Source organism: Limnohabitans sp. DM1 (genome assembly GCF_001269385.1).
Taxonomy (GTDB): domain Bacteria; phylum Pseudomonadota; class Gammaproteobacteria; order Burkholderiales; family Burkholderiaceae_C; genus Limnohabitans_A.
Window position 1 is genome coordinate 12,822 of the sequence record NZ_CXOO01000053.1, and the last position, 20,163, is coordinate 32,984.

The 20,163-nt window shown below is 62.7% G+C and carries 9 protein-coding genes; 8 read left to right on the plus strand and 1 reads right to left on the minus strand.

Going from position 1 to position 20,163, the window contains the following annotated elements; genetic code table 11:
* Positions 1-39: 39 nt before the first annotated feature.
* Complete coding sequence (gene argC, locus AMM33_RS18495; RefSeq protein ID WP_090142735.1) at positions 40-963, minus strand: N-acetyl-gamma-glutamyl-phosphate reductase; 924 nt, start codon at positions 961-963, stop codon at positions 40-42.
* 186 nt (positions 964-1,149) lie between these two features.
* On the opposite strand from argC, the gene sucC reads away from it, so the two are divergent.
* The 8 genes from sucC to AMM33_RS22705 form a co-directional block, all read left to right on the plus strand.
* Entirely contained in the window at positions 1,150-2,310 is a 1,161-nt protein-coding gene (gene sucC, locus AMM33_RS18500) for an ADP-forming succinate--CoA ligase subunit beta (RefSeq protein WP_090142736.1), read from the plus strand.
* Positions 2,311-2,388: 78 nt separating this feature from the next.
* Positions 2,389-3,285 (plus strand): succinate--CoA ligase subunit alpha, encoded by an 897-nt coding sequence (gene sucD / locus AMM33_RS18505; RefSeq protein WP_090142737.1) that lies wholly within the window; start codon positions 2,389-2,391, stop codon positions 3,283-3,285.
* Between the two features lie 198 nt (positions 3,286-3,483).
* Complete coding sequence (locus tag AMM33_RS18510) at positions 3,484-4,197, plus strand: TerC family protein (RefSeq protein ID WP_090142738.1); 714 nt, start codon at positions 3,484-3,486, stop codon at positions 4,195-4,197.
* A 67-nt stretch (positions 4,198-4,264) separates the two neighbouring features.
* Positions 4,265-4,744: a pilin gene (locus tag AMM33_RS18515; RefSeq protein WP_090142739.1), complete on the plus strand. Its 480-nt coding sequence runs from the start codon at positions 4,265-4,267 to the stop codon at positions 4,742-4,744.
* A gap of 72 nt (positions 4,745-4,816) precedes the next feature.
* A complete protein-coding gene (locus tag AMM33_RS18520; RefSeq protein ID WP_090142740.1) occupies positions 4,817-6,292 on the plus strand; it encodes a PglL family O-oligosaccharyltransferase in 1,476 nt (491 codons plus the stop codon).
* Positions 6,293-6,392: 100 nt separating this feature from the next.
* Positions 6,393-7,034, plus strand: coding sequence for a response regulator transcription factor (locus AMM33_RS18525; protein ID WP_194945555.1), 642 nt, complete (start codon positions 6,393-6,395; stop codon positions 7,032-7,034).
* 621 nt (positions 7,035-7,655) lie between these two features.
* A complete protein-coding gene (locus AMM33_RS18530; RefSeq protein WP_194945556.1) occupies positions 7,656-8,615 on the plus strand; it encodes an OmpA family protein in 960 nt (319 codons plus the stop codon).
* A 192-nt stretch (positions 8,616-8,807) separates the two neighbouring features.
* The coding region (locus tag AMM33_RS22705; protein ID WP_304438314.1) for an Ig-like domain-containing protein at positions 8,808-20,163 on the plus strand (11,356 nt) is incomplete at its 3' end.

The following is a 20,163-nucleotide window of genomic DNA, read 5'->3' on the forward strand; positions in this document are numbered from 1 at the left end:
ACGCAGCCTGTTCAAGCGGCTGGCTGCGGCAGGACGGGTTCAGACACCCAGCATCAGCTGCATGTTTTGCACCGCCGCCCCGCTGGCGCCCTTGCCCAGGTTGTCCAGACGGGCAATCAGAACGGCATGTCGGGCCTCTTCATTGGCAAAAACGCGGATTTCCAGCTTGTTGCTGTCGTTCAGCGCCAGGGCGTCGAGCTTGCCGTTGTCGGTGGCTGGCTCCACGCTGATCCAACCGCCTGCTGCCTGGCTGGCGGCATAGTGGGCGCGCAGGGCTTCGTGCAGCTCAGCCGCCTTGGGCTGGCCGGGCAGCTCGTCCAGGTGCAGCGGCAATTGCACCAGCATGCCCTGACGGAAGTTGCCCACCGCAGGCACAAACAGGGGGCGGCGACTCAGGCCCGTGAACTTCATGATCTCGGGAATGTGTTTGTGCTTGAGGCCCAGGGCGTAGGCTTCATACAAGGGCGCTTTGCCAGCTTCGTAGTCTTCGATCATGCTGCGGCCACCGCCGGAGTAACCACTCACCGAAGGCAGGCACACCGGAAAATCTGCAGGCACCAGCCCGGCATCGAGCAAAGGTCGCAGCAGCGCAATCGCGCCTGTGGCGTAGCAGCCCGGATTGGCCACGCGCTCGGCGCCTTGAACCGCCTCGCGCTGACCCGCCGCCAGTTCTGGAAAACCATAGACCCAGGCCGGGTGGCAGCGGTGCGCGGTCGATGCATCGACAATGCGGGGCTTGCGACCGGGCAAAGTGTCAATCATGGTCACTGATTCAACGGCCGCATCGTCGTGCAGACACAGCACGACCAAATCGGCTGCAGCCATCAAATCGCGCTTGGCCGCAGGGTCCTTGCGGTGCGCCGGGTCTATGCTCAAGACCTCGATGTGAGGCATCAGGGCCAGGCGTTCGCGTATTTGCAAGCCTGTCGTGCCGGCTTCTCCGTCGATGAAAATTTTGGCCATGGTGTTCACTTCCTGAATTCAAGATCACTCCCCGCGTCATGTCGATGTAAGACGCAAGGATCAGTATTTGTGCATTGCAGCATGATACAGTCGAAGGCTGCAGTGTCCAGAGCCTGCTGGCGGGTTTAACTGATACAGGAACCGCAGCAGACCGGTCGAATTACCACCCCTCTGAGAGAAGACCTCATGAAGATTCACGAGTACCAAGGCAAGGAAATCTTGCGTCAATTCGGTGTGCCCGTTCCCCGCGGCATCCCGGCGTTCACCGTTCAAGAGGCGGTTGAAGCCGCTCAAAAACTGGGCGGCCCGGTTTGGGTGGTCAAAGCCCAAATCCACGCAGGTGGTCGTGGCAAGGGCGGCGGCGTCAAAGTGGCCAAGACCATTGATGACGTCAAACGCATCTCCGGCGAGATCCTGGGCATGCAGCTCAAGACCCACCAGACCGGCCCCGAGGGCCAAAAAGTCCGTCGCCTCTATATTGAAGACGGCGCCGACATCAACAAAGAGTATTACGTGTCCGTGGTCACCGACCGCGCCACACAAAAGATTGCGTTCATCGCGTCCAGCGAAGGCGGCATGGACATCGAGGAAGTGGCCCACTCCACCCCCGAGAAAATCATCACCGAGTTCATCGACCCATTGACTGGTTTGGGCGATGCACAAGCCAAGAAGATCTCTGACGCCATCGGCATGCCTGCAGATTCCACAGCCCAGGCCGTGGACATCTTCAAGAAGCTGTACCAGTGCTACATGGAAACCGACGCTTCGTTGGTGGAAATCAACCCCCTGAACCGCGACAGCAAAGGCAACGTGATGGCTTTGGACGCGAAGTTCAACTTCGACGCCAACGCCCTGTTCCGTCACCCCGAAATCGTGGCTTACCGCGATCTGGACGAAGAAGATCCGGCTGAAGTCGAAGCTTCCAAGTTCGACCTGGCCTACATCAGCCTGGACGGCAACATCGGTTGCCTGGTCAACGGCGCTGGTTTGGCCATGGCCACCATGGACACCATCAAGTTATTCGGCGGCGAGCCCGCCAACTTCCTGGACGTGGGCGGCGGCGCAACAGCCGAGAAGGTCACCGAAGCCTTCAAGATCATGCTGGCCAACAAGAATGTCAAAGGCATTTTGGTCAACATCTTCGGCGGCATCATGAAGTGCGACACCATCGCCACCGGCGTGATCACCGCCTGCAAGGCTGTGAACCTGTCCGTGCCATTGGTCGTGCGCATGAAGGGCACCAACGACGAGCTGGGCAAGAAGATGCTGGCCGAATCAGGTCTGCCGATCATCTCTGCCGACACCATGGCCGAAGCCGCGACCGCCATCGTCGCCGCCGTCAAGTGAATTCAAGGTTGAGCGTTCAGCGCAGAGCGTGATTTCACGCCCAACGCAGAACGCCCAACGCTCAACCAAGGAACCTACATGTCCATCTACATCAACAAAGACACCAAAGTCATCACCCAAGGCATCACCGGCAAGACCGGTCAGTTCCACACTGAAAAGTGCCAGGAATACGCGAACGGCAAGAACTGCTTCGTCGCAGGTGTGAACCCCAAGAAGGCGGGCGAGTCCATCTTCAACATCCCGATTTACGCCTCGGTCAAAGAAGCCGCCACACAAACTGGCGCGACCGTATCCGTGATCTACGTGCCACCAGCAGGTGCAGCAGCCGCCATCTGGGAAGCCGTGGAGGCCGACCTCGACTTGGCCATCTGTATCACCGAAGGCATTCCAGTGCGTGACATGCTCGAAGTGCGCAACAAGATGAAGGCCAAGGAAGCCGCTGGTGGCAAGCGCACTTTGCTGCTGGGCCCCAACTGCCCTGGTCTGATCACGCCTGACGAAATCAAGATCGGCATCATGCCCGGTCACATCCACCGCAAAGGGCGCATCGGCGTGGTGTCCCGCTCGGGCACCTTGACCTATGAAGCCGTGGCGATGTTGACCGAAGTGGGTCTGGGCCAGTCCAGCGCCGTCGGTATCGGTGGTGACCCGATCAACGGTTTGAAGCACATCGACGTGATGAAGGCTTTCAACGACGATCCAGACACCGACGCCGTCATCATGATTGGCGAAATCGGCGGTCCGGACGAAGCCGAAGCCGCCATGTGGTGCAAGGCCAACATGAAAAAGCCCGTGGTGGGCTTTATCGCAGGCGTGACCGCCCCTCCCGGCAAGCGCATGGGCCACGCAGGTGCCTTGATCTCTGGCGGTGCCGATACGGCCGACGCCAAGCTGGCCATCATGGAAGAGTGCGGCTTCATCGTTACACGCAATCCGTCTGAGTTGGGCAAATTGCTCAAGGCACAGTTGAAATAAGCTCTCAGAAGGGCGGGTGCATTGCGCTTTGCCCTTGAGAAAGCCAAACGAGGCTCAACCGCCTGGGCACTGTCCCCAATGGGTCAAGCCCTGTGGTTAGCCACAATATCGAAGCCGGATGTCCTGCAGGACAATCCGGCTTTCTGTTTTCTCTCATAACGATTCACCGGCCTGTGTACCGGTCAACAAAGGAACACCGTGGAAGAATTTCTGACGCCTCATTTCTGGTTTGCCGTGGGCCAGATCATCATGATCGACATCCTTTTGGGTGGCGACAACGCCGTCGTGATTGCGCTGGCTTGCCGCCAACTGCCAGCACATCAACGGACTCAAGGCATTTTGTGGGGCACAGCCGGTGCCATCGTGCTGCGCGTGATTCTGATTTTCTTCGCCCTCACCCTGCTGGCCATTCCCTTTCTGAAGTTTGTGGGTGCGGTCTTGCTCATCTGGATCGGCGTCAAATTGCTGACCCCCGATGAAGAAGACGACCACGGCAACATCCAGGGCAGTGACAAGCTGTGGGGCGCGGTCAAAACAGTCATCATTGCCGACTTGGTGATGTCGATTGACAACGTGATCGCCATCGCTGGCGCCGCCCAAACCTCGGGCAATGCCGATCACCAGATGCCCTTGGTCATCTTTGGCCTCTTGGTCAGCATTCCCATCATCGTCTGGGGCAGCCAGCTGGTTCTCAAATTGATGGACCGTTTCCCCTTGATCATCACCATCGGCGGCATGCTGCTGGGCTGGATTGCCGGCACCATGGTGCAAACCGACCCGGCCTTGGTCGCCTACATTCCGCAAGACAAAGTCTGGGGCTACGGCCTGGGCGTTGCGGGTGCCTTGCTGGTGCTGGGCTTGGGCAAGTTCATCCTCTCGCGTCGCACACCCGCCAGCGACACAGCAGCCTGAGCCGAAGTTTGGAGTTTGGTGGTGGTTTCAATTACCATCACACTCCAACTTTTCAGGGGGCTTAGATATGAACCAACAACGTGGCATGACCTTGATCGAGCTGATGATCGTGATTGCGGTCATCGGCATTCTGGGCGCTTTGGCCCTGCCGACCTATCAGGACTACAACATCCGCGCCAAAACCGCCGAGATGTTGATGGCCGCCAATGGCTGCAAAACGGCGGTCAATGAAGCCCTGGGCTCCTCCTCGCAGCCCGATGTGTCCGCCACCTTGCCCAAAGTCTGCGAAAGCCAGACCAGCAAATACGTGTCCAGCGTGAGCGTCGATGGCAACGGCGTCATCACCGTGGTCGGCAACCACGAGGCCTTGCGCGGCAATACCAGCGCCTCGGCCAATGCCATTGCCCTGACGCCCATCCAAACCGGCGACACCGCCATCAATGGCAGCACCGATGGTGGCAAAACCATTTCAAGCTGGCGCTGTGGCCCCGCAGCCAGCAACGGCTTGCCGCTCAAGTATTTGCCGGGTTCATGCAAAGCCTCTTGAAGCAGACGGGCAGTTCGCACGGCCAAGCCACACAAGCCGTGTCGCCGTGCCTGATCTGAGCCCGTACCGCTTGTGCGTCTGAATCTGCAGTCTCAAGACCGCTCTGTCTGGCACAGCATTGGGCTGTGTGCGGTGCTGGTGCTTCCCTGGCTTCAACCCTGGGCACCTGCCCCACAGCCCAACACCGTTCCTTTGTTGATCAGCTGGGCCTGCCTGTGCACGGTGTTGTTGTTGGCGCGAGGCCTGCGGACCCAAGACCTTGCGCGTGCCTGGGCCTGTGCGGCGCTGCTCAGCAGTGCCATGGGTCTCTTGCAATATTTCGGCATGGCGTCCGTCTTGAGCCCCTGGCTGCATGTGCCCTCATCCTGGGGCGAGGCCAACGCCAACCTGAGACAACGCAACCAACTCGCCACGCTTTTGGCCATCGGCACCTTGTCGGTGCTGTGGTGGCAAGCCAAAGGGCTGGCGGCCAAACAGGCTGCGTGGATGCTGGCCTTGTTGGCCATTGGCAATGCCGCCACCGCCTCCCGCACGGGGCTGCTGCACATGCTCTTGGTGGTGCTGATCGCTCTCTGGTGGTCGCGGCAAGGCGAGCACCGGCAAAAATTTTCTTGGCCATGGGCGCTTTGGGCGCTGGGTGTTTACGCCTTGGCCAGTGTGTGTTTGCCCTGGCTCTTGCACCACAGCACAGGCCAGCTGGTCGAACCCGCCTGGTCCCGACTGGCCAACGACGAAGCCTGCGGCAGTCGGCGCGTGCTGTGGGGCAATGTGCTGCACCTCATTGGGCAAAAACCCTGGACGGGCTGGGGCTGGGGTGAACTCAAATATGCCCACTACATGGCCCAATACCCCGGCGGTCCAGAGTCGCGCTTTTGCGACATGCTGGGCCATGCGCACAACCTGCCCTTGCACCTGGCCGTCACGCTGGGCATACCTGCCACCGCACTCCTCTTCTTGATCCTGCTGGTGGCCGTGCTCGCCGTGCGACCCTGGAAAAGTCGTCAATTGCACCAGCAACTGGCTTGGGGCGTGTTGGCCGTCATCGGACTGCACAGCCTCCTCGAATTCCCCCTTTGGTATGGCCCCTTTCAAATCGCTTCCCTGATGAGTTTGCTGATGCTCACTCGCGGCAGAACCACAGCTGAGTGGGTCTGGCCATCGGCGCTGCGCGCTCTGGCTGCTGTGGTCCTCATTTTTTTGAGCGTTCTTGCATTCGACTACGCCCGTGTGCGTCAAATTTACATGCCCGCTGCGCAACGCTGGGCCTTGTGGCGCCACGACCCGATGGGCGCAGCGCGCAGCAGCTGGTTTTTTGTGCCCAGCGCCCAATTTGCCGAACTCACACTCACCCCCGTCACGCCCCAAAACGCAGCGCACTTGCTGGCGTTGAGCCAAGAGTTGTTGCACTACTCGCCAGAACCCAAAGTCATCCAAGCACTCATAGCCAGTGCACGCCTCATGGGCCAAGAAGACACCGCGCTTTGGCATGAACACCAAGTCAAGCAGGTCTATCCTGCGAAAATTCAAAGAGCGGAATTACCTAAATAGGGAAAATTACCCTTGAAATTAACCAATTGGGTAATTACAACCGTTGTTGATTTTGTTAAATTAAAAACCGTCTTTTGATTTAATACTGATGGCGAGAAAAATGAAAAAAAGATTGGGTCACATCTTTCTGGTCGACGATAACCATGACATGCGCTTTTATTTGAGCGACTTGCTCACCATGGTGGGTTACACCGTTGATGCTTACGAAGACCCTAAAGCTTTTTTGAGCCAGTCCCTGGACATCTCCCCTGCCGTGCTCCTGCTGGATGTGCGCATGCCCGGCATCACCGGGCTGGAGTTGCAAGCCAAGCTGCACAACCTAGGCCGCAAAACCCCGATCATTTTCATCAGCGGTGAAAGCAATCAAGATGAAATCATCACCGCTTTCCGGGGTGGGGCGATTGACTTCTTGCTCAAACCCTTCACCCGCGAAAAATTGTGCGAAACCCTCGACCGTGCGCTGGACATCGACCGTGACCGCAACTTGCAGTTCATCAACCTCGACAACCTCAAACGCTCTTTTGTCACGCTGTCCAAGCGTGAGCAAGAAATTTTCATACTCATCGTTCAGGGCCTGACCAACAAAGCCATCAGCGAAGTCACCGGCATCCAGCCAGGAACTGCCAAAAAACACCGCGCCACCATCTATCAGAAGTTCGACGTCAACACGGGTGCTGATCTCATCAGTCTGTGTCAAGGTGTCGACCTGACACAACTCGTACCGGCCTACACCTTGAACTGAACGGCCTCCAACCCCCTGGGCTGGTGCAACATCAGTAGCAGCCCCGCCCTCTGGGCGATGTGTGGTGGACCGCAGCAGTCCATCGCAGCGAGTGCACCGCTCCCAGAAGAATCATCACCCCTGCACTTGGGTGATGAACACACCGGGCCCCATCGCGGCTCAGACACCACATCACCCGACACATGACTGCATGAGCCGCTGGCCCGCTGCGGATGAGCGGCTGTGCTTCAAGAGGTCACACGAACAGGCACGTGCAAGACCTTGATATTCATGACACTGTTTGTCGGGCGGGTGTCAAAAACATCCCTTCAATACGTCAAAAAGAAGACAGAAACACCTGTGCCGTGAGGGCTTCGCACACGGTCAGGGCTGGAATTTTGTGGTTTTTTGATCAAAACACAAATAAACACGTCAAAAGTGACAAAAAAGTTACTGGCATACCCCAATTGGGGGTTCTGACACTATTGAATTCTCAGTATCTTCAGAATCAAATTGCTTTATTCAACAAAAAACACAAGACCTAAATATTGCGTTTGATTGATGTTTTTGTGGTGTACTGCGCCGCAAGCATTGGAGATGTCAGTGATAACAAAAAAACTGCTAAAAAAATGGACCCACGCGATGCTCACGGAATTGTCCGTGTGGGCGGCGCTGTGCATGTTGTTTGTGCCAATGCAGGTGACGGCTCAACCTGCACACCCTGTCAGTGTAGAGGCCAAGCATGCCGGGGTGACTGCCCACATTGATGTGTTGGGTCAGGCCTTCCGTGTCCCTGCACCTGTGGCGCGTGATCAGGCGCGCATCATTGTTTACCGCACCAACGAGAACAAATTGCCTGGTGCAACCAGCATCTTCATAGATGACCGCTACCACGCCTCCCTGGTTCGTGGTGCCTGGAGTGCACTGTGCTATCGGACGGGCAGCATAGAAATAGGCGCACGCCAAATGGATGCGGCCAATCGACCCAAAGACCTGGTCGATGCCATCACCGTGACACGCCTCGAAGGGGGCACCACCCACTATTTCAAAGTGCAAGACATCAACGGCCGCCCTGTGCTGCAGCCCATCCCTGCCACCAAAGCCATGCAGGAAAACAGCGCTGCGCTGGAACAAATCCACACCATCTCGCGCGTAGCGCAAGAGTGCCGCATCGACACCTCGCCGCAACGTCAGCGGGTGACCGAAGAAATCACCCTGGGTGCCCACACCTTGTTTGAATTTGACCGTTCTGACCCAGCGGCCATGACAGAGCAGGGCGTGCGCTCCATCAATGACATGGTCGACAAAATCCTGAACAACTTTGCCGAAGTGGAGCACTTGCATCTGGTGGGTCACGCTGACCCGCTGGGCAAAAAAGATGCCAATGAACTGCTGGGCATCAACCGTGCGCGCACGGTCAAGCAATTCATCGAACGCAGGTCACTGCCCGGTGTGCGCATCACCACCGAAGGGCGTGGCGACCGTGAACCGATTGTCACGAACTGTGCCCCCATAGACACCCCCGAAAGCATTCGCTGCAACCTGCCCAACCGGCGCGTGGTTGTGCAAGTCACGGGCATCAAACGCACCTTTAACCCGTGATTGCAAGAACATGGTGACCCACATGGCCCCCCATCTGAGCCAACACCCGCGTCAGCGGGTTGTTGCGTTGGTGCACATGTTCCCAGGCGCATGGGCGCCCGGTCACTGCATAGGCGCCAAAGCGCCAGACCATCCAATCACAGCCTTGTGCTCGGCACAGGACGGTGGTGCTGAAGACAGCAAAGCATAAATATGGCCAAGCAATACAAAGTCATCGCCCAAAACGGCAAAGACGCAGCCAAGGAAGTCCTCATCGAGCAGGATCTGGGCGCGCGAGGGCAGCCCATTCGCATCAAAGCGCTGGCAGGTGTCAAATACGTTCTGGAAGATCTGCAACGCGACAAATTTGTCGGCCCCGACTATGTCAAAGTGCGCCGCCTTGGCAAAAATCTGCTGATCATCTTTCCAGGTGAAAACGAAGCTTCACTGATCCTTGAGAATTACTACGAGGTCATGCCCGCAGGGCACGAAGGCCTGATTGGCCGGTCCGAAAACGGCAAGTACTACCCGTACATTCCTGAAGACCCCAAAACCATGGGCCTGGTGCCCGTGCTCAGCGATGGTGCGCAAGCCATCAACGTGGCCTTGGGCCGTGCAGAGGCCATCCCATTTGGAATACCGTCACCTGGTGTCCCGATGCTGGATGTGCCGGGTGCAACTCCTGGAACCTTACCGGGTATGTCACCGGGTGGATTTCCTGTCGGCTCGCCGGGAACCCTTCCCGGTGGTCCCGGCTGGAGCCCCTTGTTGCCGCTGTTGGGACTGGGCGCCATCGCTGCACTGGCCAAAACTGGCGACCCCGGCCCCGGTACGCCCACAACGCCGCCGCCCGCAGTGCCCGGCGCCGCACCCAGCGTGGTCGTCACCAGTGACAAAGACCAGCTGGCCCAGGGTCAGACCGCCACCATCACCTTCAAGCTCAGTGAAGCCAGCACCGAATTTGTTGCAGGTGACGTCACGGTGGTGGGGGGCACACTGAGCAACTTCACCGGTTCGGGCACCACTTACACCGCCACTTTCACCCCCGCAGCAGGGGCCACCAGCGCCGCCATCCTGGTGGGCAGCGGCAAATTCAGCAACACAGCTGGCGTCACCAACGACGACGGCGCGGAAGCCAACAACACCGTCGCACTCAAAATTGGCGACCCCGTCATCGGCAACCCCGGTGACACCTCAGCGCCCACCGTCATCGTCACCAGCAACAAAGCCGCGCTGGCCACGGGCGACACCGCCACCATCACCTTTGACCTGAGCGAGGCCAGCAGCAACTTTGGCCTGGCCGACGTGACCGCCGTGGGCGGCACCTTGAGCAACTTCCAGGGCAGCGGCACGCGCTACACCGCCACCTTCACGCCCGCTGCCAATGCCAAAGGCGGCGCGGTGGTTGTGGCCAGTGACCGCTTCACGGATGCCGCAGGCAATGCCAACAAAGACGGCTCGGACACCAACAACGCCGTGGCACTGAGCCTGGGGGCTGCCGAAAGCATAGACAGCGGCCCGGGTGGTAACGGGGGCGGCGGTGGTAGCGGAGGAACAGGGGGCGACACCGCCCCTCCCACCATCATCGTCAGTACAGACAAAAACCAGCTGGCCACGGGCGACACCGCGCTCATCAGCTTCACCCTGAGCGAGCCCAGCACCGACTTCAGCCTGGCTGATGTCACCGTGGTGGGCGGCACGCTGTCCAACTTCAAAGGCACCGGCACCAGCTATGTGGCCACCTTCACGCCCACAGCGGGTGCCACCAGCGGTGCCATTGTGGTGGCCAGCAACACCTTCAGCGACGCCGCCAAAAACTTCAACGCCGACGGCCAGGAACCCAACAACACCGTCTCACTGAGCCTGGGCGGGACAAGAAATGGAACAGGCGAAGCGGAAGACACCACGCCCCCCACCGTCATCGTCAGCAGCAACAAAACCGACCTGGCCACCGGCGAAACCGCCACCATCACGTTCACCCTGAGTGAAGCCAGCACTGACTTTGCCTTGGGAGATGTCACAGTTGTGGGCGGCACATTGAGCAACTTCACGGGAAGTGGCACCAGTTACACCGCCACCTTCACCCCCGATACAACTGCAGTCAGCGCCGCCATCGTGGTGGCCAGCAACACCTTCAGCGATGCGGCCAAAAACTTCAACGCCGACGGCCAGGACATCAACAACACCGTCTCGCTGAGCATTGGCAACCGATCCGGCAACGGCAGCGGCACACCCGACACCGCGCCACCCACCGTCATCGTGGCCAGCAACAAAACCCAACTGGCCACCGGCGACACCGCCAACATCACCTTCACCCTGAGCGAGCCCAGCACCAGCTTTGCCCTCGGTGATGTCTCCGTCATCGGCGGCACGCTGTCCAACTTCCAGGGCACAGGCACCAGCTACACCGCCACCTTCACGCCAACCAACGGCGCCACAGGCGCCGCCATCCTGGTGCCCAGCTACAGCTTCAGCGACAACACAGGCAACGAGAACGAAGACGGCGCTGAGCCCAACAACGCCGTAGCCCTGAGCATCGGCGGTGCCGCCGCAGGCCCCAACCCCGACAGCACGCGGCCCACCATCATCGTGGCCAGCAACAAAACCGGCTTGTCCGCAGGCGAGACCGCCACCATCAGCTTCACCCTGTCCGAGTCCAGCAGCAACTTTGGCCTGGCCGACGTCAACGTGATTGGCGGCACCTTGAGCAACTTCCAGGGCTCGGGCACCAGCTACATCGCCACCTTCACGCCCACGGCGGGCGCAAACAGTGGCTTGATCCTGGTCGACAGCGACCGCTTCACCGACACAGCAGGCAACGCCAACAAAGACGGTGCCGAGCCCAACAACGGGGTTACCCTCAGCCTGGGCCTGCCCGCAGGCACTGGCGGCAACACCCTCAATCCGGCCGACACCACGCCGCCCAGCATCATCGTCACCAGCAACAAGGCCAACCTGGCCAGTGGCGAGACGGCAACCATCAGCTTCAACCTGAGTGAAGCCAGCACCAACTTTTCCCTGTCCGACGTTACCGTCGTGGGTGGCCAGCTGAGCAACTTCACCGGTTCAGGGGCGAGCTACAGCGCCACTTTCACGCCAACCAGCGGCTCCACCAGCGGCGCCATCGTGGTGGCCAGCAACACCTTCAGCGACGCCGCAGGCAACACCAATGGCGACGGCGGCGAGCCCAACAACGCCGTGGCCCTGAGCATCGCGCTGCCTGCCCCCGGAGGCACGGGTGGCACCACCCCCGGTGCCGACATCACACCGCCCACCATCGTCGTCAGCAGCAACAAAACCGCGCTGGCCACAGGCGAAACCGCCACCATCAGCTTTTCCTTGAGCGAGCCCAGCCTCAACTTTGCTGTGAACGACGTGACCGTCATCGGCGGCACGCTCAGCAACTTCCAGGGCATAGGCAGCAACTACACCGCCACCTTCACCCCCAACCCCGGGACCACAGCGGCCGCCATTGTGGTGGCCAGCAACACCTTCAGCGACGCCGCCGCCAAATTCAACCAGGACGGCGGCGATGCCAACAACGCCGTGGCCCTGAGCATCGGCGCGCCCGCCGCGCCCGGCCCGGCAGGCGACACCACGCCGCCCACGGTCATCGTCAGCAGCAACAAAACCACCCTGACCAACGGCGAAACCGCCACCATCAGCTTTGCCCTGAGCGAGGCCAGCAGCGACTTCAACATCGGCGACATCACCGTGGTCGGTGGCACGCTGTCCAACTTCACCGGCTCCGGCACCAGCTACAGCGCCACCTTCACCCCCAGCAGCGGCGCCAACAGCGCCGCCATCGTGGTCGCCAGCGGTGCCTTTTCCGACGCGGCCGGCAACTTCAACGCCGACGGTGCCGAAACCAACAACACCGTCTCGCTGAGCATCGGCACGCCTGCCGCGGGTGGCGGCACCGTCACCCCCCCAGGACCCACCGACACCGTCCCACCCACGGTGATCGTCAGTGCCAGCAAAAACAACCTGGCCCTGGGCGAGACCGCCACCATCAGCTTCAACCTGTCCGAAACCAGCACCGACTTTGCCTTGAGCGACGTCACCGTGGTCGGCGGCACGCTCAGCAATTTCACCGGCTCGGGCACCAGTTACACCGCCACCTTCACCCCCACCAGCGGGGCCAGCAGCGGCGCCGTCATGGTCTCCAGCACCACTTTCCGTGATGCGGCCGGCAACTTCAACGCCGACGGCCAGGAACCGAACAACGCCGTGGCCCTGAGCATTGGGGGCGCGTCAGCAGGCACCAACCCCGACACCACGCCGCCCACCGTCATCGTCAGCAGCAACAAATTGGGGCTTACCGCAGGCGAGACCGCCACCATCAGCTTTTCGCTGAGTGAAGCCAGCAGCAACTTTGGCCTGTCCGACATCAATGTCATTGGCGGCACCTTGAGCAACTTCCAGGGCTCGGGCACCAGCTACATCGCCACCTTCACGCCTAACGTGGGCTCTTCCAGCGGCCTGATCCTGGTCGACAGCGACCGCTTCACCGACGCCGCAGGCAACACCAACAAAGACGGGGCCGAGCCCAACAACGGCGTCACCCTGAGCCTGGGCCTGCCCGCAGGCACCAGCGGACTGAGCACGCCCAACCCGGCCGACACGGCCCCGCCCACTGTCATCGTCAGCAGCAACAAAACCTCGCTGACCACGGGCGAGACCGCCACCATCAGCTTTGCCTTGAGCGAGCCCAGCAGCAACTTTGCACTGTCGGACGTCACCGTGGTCGGCGGCACGCTCAGCAACTTCACCGGCTCGGGCACCAGCTATACCGCCACCTTCACGCCCACAGCAGGCTCGGTCAGCGGCGCTATCGTGGTGGCCAGCAGCACCTTCAGCGACGCCGCAGGCAACACCAACGGCGACGGCCAGGAGCCCAACAACACCGTGGCCCTGAGCATCACGGCAACACCTCCCGCAGGCACCGGCACCGGAGCGGGCACCACCACCCCGCCCGGCGACACCGCACCGCCCACCGTCATCGTCAGCAGCAACAAAACCACGCTGGCCACAGGCGAAACCGCCACCATCAGCTTCAACCTGTCCGAACCCAGCACCGACTTCGCCGTGGGCGATGTGCTGGTCGTGGGCGGCAGCCTCTCCAACTTTCAGGGCAATGGCACCAGCTACACCGCCACCTTCACGCCCAACGCCGGTGCGGCCAGCGCTGCCATCGTGGTGGCCAGCAACACCTTCAGCGACGCCGCCAGAAACTTCAACCAGGACGGCACCGAACCCAATAACGCCGTTTCGTTGAGCATCGGCAGTGCGCCCCCCGCAGGCACGGGCACGGGCGGCACCACGCCCCCGGCCGACGTGCTGCCGCCCACCGTCATCGTCAGCAGCAACAAAACGGCTCTCACCACCGGCGAAACTGCCACCATCAGCTTCAGCCTGAGTGAGCCCAGCACCGACTTCAATGTCGGTGACGTCACCGTGGTGGGCGGCACTTTGAGCAACTTCACCGGCTCCGGCACCAGCTACAGCGCCACCTTCACGCCGACTGCCGGTGCGGCCAGCGCTGCCATCGTGGTGGCCAGCAACACCTTCAGCGACGCCGCAGGCAACAACAACCAGGACGGGCAAGAACCCAACAACACCGTCTCGCTGAGCATGACAGCGCCCACCACCCCCGGCGGCACGGGCGGCACCGGGGGCACCGGAGGCGGCACCGTCACCCCGCCGGGTGACACCACCCCGCCCACGGTGATTGTCACCAGCAACCGCAGCCAGCTCGCCAGCGGCGACACCGCCACCATCAGCTTCAACCTCTCTGAAGCCAGCAGCAACTTTGGCCTGGGTGATGTCACCGTGGTCGGCGGCACGCTCAGCAACTTCATTGGCAGCGGTGCCAGCTACAGCGCCACCTTCACCCCCACAGCAGGCGCCACCACGGCCACCGTGCAAGTGGCCAGCAACACCTTCAGCGACGCCGCAGGCAACAACAACAACGACGGCGCAGAACCCAACAACAGCGTGGCCCTGACCTTGGGCCAGGCCACATCGGGTGGCGGCACGCCAGCGCCCACAGACACCACACCGCCCACCGTCATCGTGAGCGCCAGCAAAACCAATCTGGCGCAGGGCGAAACCGCCACCATCAGCTTTGGCCTGAGCGAGAGCAGCAGCAGCTTTGCCCTGGGCGACATCACCGTCGTCGGTGGCACCCTGTCCAACTTCACAGGCTCAGGCACCAGCTACACCGCCACCTTCACCCCCACGCCGGGTGCCAGCAGCGGGGCGATTTTGGTCTCCAGCGGCGTGTTCAGTGATGCCGCAGGCAACAACAACGCCGACGGCCTCGATGCCAACAACGCCGTGGCCCTGAGCATGGGCGGCGCGGCCGCTGGTCCCAACCCCGACAGCACGCCGCCCACCGTGATCGTCAGCAGCAACAAAACCGGCCTGGTCACCGGCGACACCGCCACCATCAGCTTCAGCTTGAGCGAGGCCAGCAGCAACTTTGGCCTGGCCGACATCAACGTCATTGGCGGCACCCTCTCCAACTTCCAGGGCAGTGGCACCAGCTATATCGCCACCTTCACGCCCAACGCGGGCGCTGTCAGCGGCCTGATTTTGGTGGACAGCGACCGCTTCACCGATGCCGCAGGCAACACCAACAAAGATGGCGCCGAGCCCAACAACGGCGTCTCCATCAGCCTGGGCCTGCCCGCAGGCACCACCGGCCTGGAGACGCCCAACCAAGGCGACACCACACCGCCCACGGTCATCGTCAGCAGCAACAAAAACACGCTCAGCAGCAACGAAACCGCCACCATCAGCTTCAACCTGTCCGAAGTCAGCAGCAACTTTGGGCTGTCGGATGTGACGGTCATCGGTGGCAGCTTGAGCAACTTCCAGGGCTCAGGCACCAGCTACACCGCCACCTTCACCCCCAACGCAGGCGCCACCGGTGCAGCCATCATGGTGGCCAGCAACGCCTTCAGCGACGCCGCAGGCAACACCAACGGCGACGGCGCCGAGCCCAACAACGCCGTGGCCCTGGGCATCACCGCCCCGGCCTCCACGGGCACAGGCACGGGCACAGGCACGGGTACAGGCACCGGCACTGGAACGGGTGGCACCACCACCCCGCCCGGCGACACCGTGGCCCCCACCATCATTGTCAGCAGCAACAAGGTCAACCTGGCCAGCGGCGAAACCGCCACCATCAGCTTCGCCTTGAGCGAGGCCAGCAACAACTTTGCCCTGAACGACGTGCTGGTCGTGGGCGGCACCCTGAGCAACTTCCAGGGCAGTGGCAGCAACTACACCGCCACCTTCACCCCCACGGCGGGTGCCACCAGCGCCGCCATCGTGGTGGCCAGCAACACCTTCAGTGACGCTGCAGGCAACTTCAACGCCGACGGCGGCGAAGCCAACAACGCCGTGGCCCTGAGCCTGGGCGCGGTCAACTTACCGGGCACAGGCGGCACAGGTACGGGTGGCACAGGCACCACCACGCCCCCCGCCGACAACACCCCGCCCACCATCGCCATCACCAGCAGCAAAAGCCAGCTGAGCACGGGCGAAACCGCCACCATCAGCTTCACGCTCAGCGACACCAGCAGCGACTTCAGCCTGGCTGACGTCACCGTGCTGGGCGGCGCCTTGAGCAACTTCCAGGGCTCGGGCACCAGCTACACCGCCACCTTTACCCCCAACGCAGGCGCCACCGGGGCTGCCGTGTTGGTGGCCAGTGGCAAATTCAGCGACGCTGCAGGCAACACCAATGCCGACGGGGCTGAACCCAACAACGCCGTGGCCCTGAGCATGAGCGCGCCCGCGGGCACCGGCGGCACGGGAACAGGTGGCACCACGCCCCCGGCCGACACCGTCGCCCCGACGGTTGCCGTCACCAGCAACAAGGCCAACCTCGCCCCCGGCGAGACCGCCACCATCAGCTTCACCCTGAGTGAAATCAGCACCGACTTCAGCCTGGCGGACGTCACCGTCGTCGGCGGCACCTTGAGCAACTTCCAGGGCTCGGGCACCAGCTACACCGCCACCTTCACGCCCACCGCAGGCGCCACCGGCGGGGTCATCGTCGTGGCCAGCAGCCGCTTCAGCGATGCCGCAGGCAACTTCAACGCCGACGGGGCCGAACCCAACAACGCCGTCAGCCTGAGCCTAGGCGGCACCAACCCCAGCACGCCAGTGAACCCCGGCGGCACGGGTGGCACAGGCACCGGCACAGGCACCGGCACAGGCACAGGCACGGGGGGCACCACTACCGGCAGCACCGACACCACAGCGCCGACGATTGCCATCACCAGCGACAAAACCGGCGTGGCCGCAGGCGACACCGCCACCATCAGCTTCACGCTCAGTGAGCCCAGCAGCAACTTTGGCCCCGGCGACATCACCGTCACGGGCGGCACGCTCAGCAACTTCCAGGGCTCGGGCACCAGCTACATCGCCACCTTCACCCCGACCGCAGGCGCGGCCAGCGGCACCGTGAGCGTGGCCAGCGGCCGCTTCAGCGACGTCTCGGGCAACTTCAACGCCGACGGCGGCGAGCCCAACAACGCCGTGGCCCTGAGCATTGGCAGCACCATCGTCAACCCGGCGGCAGCCAACCTCGACCTCGCACCCCCCACCATCGCGGTCACCACCAACAAAACCACGCTGGCCAGCGGCGACACCGCCACCATCAGCTTCACCCTGAGCGAGCCCAGCACCAACTTCGCCCAGAGTGACGTCACCGTGGTCGGCGGCACGCTCAGCAACTTCCAAGGCAGTGGCACCAGCTACACCGCCACCTTCACGCCCACCGCAGGCGCCACGGGCGCGGCCATCTTGGTCGCCAGCAGCACCTTCAGCGACGCTGCAGGCAACACCAACGGCGACGGGGCCGAACCCAACAACGCCGTGGCCCTGAGCATCGCAGCGCCCACAGGTACGGGCACCGGCACAGGTGGCACCGGCACGGGTGGTACAGGCACGGGTGGTACAAGCACGGGTGGTGGCACCACGCCAGCGCCAGACACCTTGCCGCCCACCATCGCGGTCACCAGCAACCAGACCAACCTGACGCCCGGCCAGACGGCCACCATCAGCTTCACGCTCAGCGAGCCCAGCACCAACTTTGGCCTGGGCGACGTCACCGTGGTCGGCGGCACACTCAGCAATTTCCAGGGCTCGGGCACCAGCTACACCGCCACCTTCACCCCCAACACCGGCGCCACCAGCGGCGCGGTGCTGGTCAGCAGCGGCACCTTCAGCGACGGCGCCAACAACTTCAACGCCGACGGCAGCGAGCCCAACAACACGCTGGCGCTGAACATCAGCAGCGCAGGCACAGGCGGCACCGGTGGCACAGGTACAGGCACCGGCGGCACCGGCACCCCCGTGGACATCAACCCTCCCACGATTGCCGTCACCAGCAACAAAGACAAGCTGACCAGTGGCGAAACCGCCACCATCAGCTTCACCTTGAGTGAGCCCAGCACCGACTTCAACCTGGGGGACGTCACCGTCATCGGCGGCACGCTCAGCAACTTCACCGGCAGCGGCACCAGCTACACCGCCACCTTCACGCCCACAGCGGGCGCCAGTGGCGCGGCCGTGCTCGTGGCCAGCGGCCGCTTCAGCGACGCTGCGGGCAACTTCAACGCCGACGGCACCGAACCCAACAACGCCGTGGCTCTCAGCCTGAGCCCCGTGGACCCCGGCACCGGTGGCACAGGAACGGGCGGTACGGGCGGTACAGGTACAGGCGGTACAGGTACTGGAGGAACGGGCGGCACCACCCCCGGCACAGGTGGCACAGATCCTGTGCCCCCCACCATTGCCGTCACCAGCAACAAGGCCAACCTCGCCCCGGGCGAAACGGCCACCGTCAGCTTCACCCTCAGCGAGCCCAGCACCGACTTCAACCTGGGGGACGTCACCGTGGTCGGCGGCACGCTCAGCAACTTCATCGGCAGTGGCACCAGCTACACCGCCACCTTCACGCCCACCGCAGGCGCCACCGGCGGCGCCATTGTGGTGGCCAGCAACCGCTTCAGCGACGCCGCAGGCAACCTCAACCTTGACGGGGCTGAGCCCAACAACGCCGTGAGCTTCAGCTTGGGCGGCACCAACCCCAGCACGCCTGTGAACCCCGGCGGCACAGGAACGGGCGGCACAGGCACCGGTGGCACCACCACCGGCAGCACCGACACCACCCCACCCACCATCGCCGTCACCTGCGACAAAGACGGCGTGGCCGCCGGCGACACCGCCACCGTCAGCTTCACCCTCAGCGAGCCCAGCAACAACTTTGGCCTGGGCGACATCACCGTCATTGGCGGTACGCTCAGCAACTTCAGGGGCTCGGGCACCAGCTACGTGGCCACCTTCACCCCCACGGCGGGCGCCACCAGCGCCGCCATCATGGTGTCCAGCAACCGCTTCAGCGACACCTCGGGCAACTTCAACACCGATGGCGCTGAGCCCAACAACGCCATCACCCTGAGCATTGGCGAAAACGTCGCCAACCCCAACGCGGCCAACCTCGACACGGTGCCCCCCACCATCGCGGTCACCAGCAACCAGACCAGCCTGAGCGCAGGCCAAACGGCCACCATCAGCTTCACCCTCAGTGAGCCCAGCACCAGCTTCGGCCTGGGTGACATCACCGTGGTCGGCGGCACGCTCAGCAACTTCACCGGCAGTGGCACCAGCTACACCGCCACCTTCACGCCCACCGCAGGCGCCACCGGCGCGGCCATCGTGGTGGCCAGCAACACCTTCAGCGACGCCGCAGGCAACACCAACGGCGACGGCGCCGAGCCCAACAACGCCGTGGCCCTGAGCATCGCGGCCCCCACCGGCACGGGCACAGGCACAGGCACAGGCACAGGCACAGGCACAGGCACAGGCACAGGCACAGGCACAGGCACAGGCACAGGCACAGGCACAGGCACAGGCACAGGCACAGGCACAGGCACAGGCACAGGCACAGGCACAGGCACCACGCCCGACGCCTTGCCCCCCACCATCGCCATCACCAGCAACCAGACCAACCTGAGCCCCGGCCAGACCTCCACCATCAGCTTCACCTTGAGCGAGCCCAGCACCAGCTTTGGCCTGGGTGACATCACGGTGGTCGGCGGCACGCTCAGCAACTTCCAGGGCTCGGGCACCAGCTACACCGCCACCTTCACCCCCACCAGCGGCGCCACCAGCGCCGTGGTGCTGGTCAGCAGCGGCAGCTTCACCGACGCCCCAGGCAACAACAACGCCGACGGCGCCGAGCCCAACAACACCCTGGCGCTGAACATCAGCAGCGTAGGCACGGGTGGCACAGGTGGCACAGGTGGCACAGGTGGCACAGGTGGCACAGGTGGCACGGGGGGCTCCGGCACCCCCGTGGACATCAACCCGCCCACCGTGGTCGTCAGCAGCAACAAAGGCAACCTCGCCCCCGGCGAAACCGCCACCATCAGCTTCACCCTGAGCGAGTCCAGCACCGACTTCAACCTGGGCGATGTCAGCCCCCCCCCCCCCCCCCCCCCCCCCCCCCCCCCCCCCCCCCCCCCCCCCCCCCCCCCCCCCCCCCCCC

Bases quoted from the DNA above. Each gene is read 5' to 3' on its own strand.
- sucD (WP_090142737.1), top strand. From the start codon at position 2,389: ATGTCCATCTACATCAACAAAGACACCAAAGTCATCACCCAAGGCATC.
- AMM33_RS18515 (WP_090142739.1), top strand. From the start codon at position 4,265: ATGAACCAACAACGTGGCATGACCTTGATCGAGCTGATGATCGTGATT.
- AMM33_RS18525 (WP_194945555.1), top strand. From the start codon at position 6,393: ATGAAAAAAAGATTGGGTCACATCTTTCTGGTCGACGATAACCATGAC.
- AMM33_RS18530 (WP_194945556.1), top strand. From the start codon at position 7,656: ATGCTCACGGAATTGTCCGTGTGGGCGGCGCTGTGCATGTTGTTTGTG.
- sucC (WP_090142736.1), top strand. From the start codon at position 1,150: ATGAAGATTCACGAGTACCAAGGCAAGGAAATCTTGCGTCAATTCGGT.
- argC (WP_090142735.1), bottom strand. From the start codon at position 963: ATGGCCAAAATTTTCATCGACGGAGAAGCCGGCACGACAGGCTTGCAA.